The sequence below is a fragment of the Corallococcus exercitus genome, from assembly GCF_003611585.1.
Taxonomy (GTDB): domain Bacteria; phylum Myxococcota; class Myxococcia; order Myxococcales; family Myxococcaceae; genus Corallococcus; species Corallococcus exercitus.
The window spans coordinates 1-3,247 of sequence record NZ_RAVW01000666.1 but is presented as its reverse complement, the minus strand read 5'-3'; the positions used below and the strand labels follow the sequence as shown (position 1 = coordinate 3,247).

Below are 3,247 nucleotides of genomic sequence, written 5' to 3'. Positions count from 1 at the left end.
CCGCCGCGCCATAGACACCGTAGGCCACGAACACGAGCCACTCGGGGTACGGCGCGTGGGTCTTCAGGATGCGCTCCAGCTCCGCGCGAGCTTCTGGCAGCCGCACGCGCCCTTCGTGGATGGCCTCCGACAGCCGCAGCAGCGCCGCGGCCCGGCCCAGGTTCCAGTGCGGGTCGAAGGGCAGCCGCGCGAAGGCCACGTGCGAGCGGACCGGGGATACCACCTCCGTCATCGCCAGGCTCTGGAGCGTGAAGACCTCCACGTCCAGCCCCCACGCCTTCGCCGCCGCGCGCACGCGCGCCTCCACCAGGAGCGACGGCTGGTAGGCCAGATGCAGCGCCTTCGCCAGGTCCAGCAGGAAGGCGGAGGCCGCCGCTTCGTCCACCCCGCGGTCCGCCTGGGGCTCCCCCGTCATGGAGACTCCGCGGTGGGGTCCTCGTCCACGCTGCCCTTGCCGCCCGTGCTCCGCGTGTCCTTGAAGGAGAAGCTGGCGCCCACCAGCAGCGTGACCTGGAAGTAGCGGACGTCCTGGCTGCGCGAGGTGGCGGTCAGGCCCAGCTGCTGGAGCGTCTCCGCGAACCGCTCCGTCTGCTTGCTTCCCCACGCCAGGTTGCCGCCGAACGTGAAGCGCGAGCGGCCCAGGAGGAAGTGGATGCCCGTGGCGACGTGGTACAGGTCCCAGCCCCCGAGCAGCGCGTTCGTCCCCGGCGTCTGGTCCAACGCGCTGAAGTCCGTGTGCCCGCTCAGGTACGCCCGCACGCGCTCCCCCAGGGGGTGCTCGAAGCCCAGCGCCCCGTTCAGCACCGGCTTGAGCGCGAAGGCGTAGTCCCCGTCGATGATCTCCGTGGAGTCGCGCGGCACGATGGGTTCGGTGTCCAGCAGCTTGACGGTGGAGACGCGCGCGTTGCCCTCCAGGGACGCGTACACCGTGGTCGAGCCGAAGCTCCGGCTGGCCCCGAGCGCCGCGCCCCAGGAGTTGCGGAAGTGCGCTGGCAGGTCCTCCTGGTAGTTGAACACGGGTGCGGGCGCGTTCATGTCGAACCCCTGGGACTGGACGGCGCGCTCGAGCCCCGCGGAGCCCCGGCCCCAGAGGGCCAGGCTGGGCGTCGTCAGGGCGAACCCCACGGCCCAGGGGCCGTGCTGGTAGCTGGCGCCCACCTTCAACAACACGCGGACGTGGTCGAGCTCCAGGTCGCGGCCCAGGGTCGCCAGCAGCTGCTGGCCGGCGGCACCGGAGCCCTGCGCGAGCGTCTGGAAGCGCAGTTCGTGGTGCCGGGTCGCGAGGAAGGGAGTCAACCCCAGGCCCAGGTGCTTCGTGACGGGGAAGGCCCAGGAGAGGCCCGTCCAGTACTCGCTCACGGACTGGTCCAGGCGCACGTTCGAGGACAGCAAGTCCATGCCCCGCACCCCGGCCAGGTCCGTGCCCATCCGCGTGCCGCGCGTCTGGAGGCTGTACTCGAAGCCCTGGCGCGTGAGCAGGGAGTAGGCCATCCGGGACTTCCCCAGGAACCCGAAGCGCAGCGAGCCGGCGATCAACGACGGCAGCACGTCCACGTTGGAGTCGGCCAGGCCCCTTCCCTGGCCCTGCCCGTCCTTCACGTTCACGTGCGTGTACTCGTACACGCTGCCGGTGAGCTCCAGCTCCGGGGCGCCCAGCAGCGCGAGCGCGCCGGGGTTGTAATAGACGGCGCTGATGTCCTTCGGGTCGCCCACGAAGGAGCCCCCCAGCAGCCACGCCCGGTTGCCGAACTGCCGCGTGGTGTAGTGCGCGTCCTGCGCCAGCGCCGTCATGGACACGAGCAGGCCCAGCACCGCGGCCATCACCGAGCTACCTCGGGCCCTGGATTGGATTGGCGTCATGGCGTCAGTGCACCTGTGGCGATAGGGCGGGCTCGCCGTCCGGGGCGGCCCGTGCGTCGTCTCGCGCTTCGAGGTAGGCGCGCACCGCCGCGCCCACCGTGGGAAAGAGCAGGTCCTGTCCAATCAGCGCGGACAGCCCCGAGCGCTTCAGCATCCGGCGCATCGGCGCGTGCGCCTGGGCCACGGCGAAGACGATGCCCTCCTCCGTGAGTTCGTGGAGCACCTTGCCCAGGCTCTCCGCGGCGGTGATGTCCAGGTCGAACACGGAGGACGCGTCCAGCACGAACCAGCGCACCGGCTGGCGCGAGTCCGCCACCAGCCGGCGCACCTGTTCGCGCAGGAAGCGCGCGTTGGCGAAGAAGAGGGGCGCGTCGAAGCGGTAGACGACCAGGCCGGGGATGGTCTCCGCGTCCGCGTGGCCCTCCACGTCGTGCCAGCCGGGCAGGCCCTCGCGCTCGCCCAGGACGGCGTCGTGCGGGTGCGCCGCGCGGCGGATGAGGTCCACCAACGACAGCACCACCGCGATGAGGATGCCCTGGAGGATGCCCAGGAAGAGCACGCCCAGCGTCGTCACCACCGCGAGCAGCGCCTCCACCGGCCGCACGCGCCAGAGCAGCAGGAGGGGCGTCATCTCCAGCAGGTACACCGCCGCGACGATGACGATGGCCCCCAGCGTCACCAGGGGCAGCTTGGAGAGCAGCGGCGTGAGGAACAGCGCGAACAGCAACACCCCCACCGCCGCGCCCACGCCCACGAGCTGCGTGCGCCCCCTCATGGACGCGTTGACCGCCGTGCGGGAGTCGCTGCCCGACACCGGGAAGCCCTGCGTGAGGCCGGTGAGCAGGTTCGCCGCGGCCTGTCCAAAGAACTCCTGGTGGGTGTCCAGCCGGTAGCCGAAGCGGTCCGCATAGATGCGGCCCGTGAGCACGGAGCTGGCGTAGTTCACCAGCGCGAGGCTGAAGGCCGCCGGCAGGAGCGTGCGCACGTCCTCGAAGCGCAAGGAGGGCAGGCCGAAGGCGGGCGCCGACGCCTCGATGGGGCCCACCACCTTCACGCCGCCGTGCTCCAGCTGGAAGCCCCGGGCTGCCAGCGTGGTGAGCACCACCATCACCAGCGGCGCGGGCCAGCGGGGCAGCAGGCGGCGCATGGCGACGAGCGCCGCGACGACGGCCAGCCCCAGGAGCAGCGTGGGCATATGCGTGTGGCCCACGTTCGCCGCCACTTCGTGGAGCTGCCCCGCGAACGCGTTCGACCTGCGCTCCAGCCCGAACATCCGGGCCAGCTGGCTGCCGATGATGATGAGCGCCGCGCCGTTGACGTAGCCGATGAGGATGGGCCGTGACAGGAAGTCCGCCAGCGCCCCCGCGCGGCACAGCCCGCCCAGCAG

3 protein-coding genes are annotated in these 3,247 nt (G+C 71.6%); all 3 read right to left on the bottom strand.

Annotated elements, in window-relative coordinates; all coding sequences use genetic code 11:
- The coding region (locus D7W79_RS40565) for a threonine/serine exporter family protein (RefSeq protein ID WP_147442319.1) at window positions 1-415 on the bottom strand (415 nt) is incomplete at its 3' end.
- A complete protein-coding gene (locus tag D7W79_RS40560) occupies window positions 412-1,860 on the bottom strand; it encodes a hypothetical protein (RefSeq protein ID WP_147442318.1) in 1,449 nt (482 codons plus the stop codon). The genes D7W79_RS40565 and D7W79_RS40560, both read right to left, overlap by 4 nt.
- A 4-nt stretch (window positions 1,861-1,864) precedes the next feature.
- Window positions 1,865-3,247 (bottom strand): SulP family inorganic anion transporter (locus D7W79_RS40555; protein WP_120530548.1); only part of this gene is annotated, 1,383 nt, incomplete at its 5' end.

Bases quoted from the DNA above. Each gene is read 5' to 3' on its own strand.
- D7W79_RS40560 (WP_147442318.1), bottom strand. From the start codon at position 1,860: ATGACGCCAATCCAATCCAGGGCCCGAGGTAGCTCGGTGATGGCCGCG.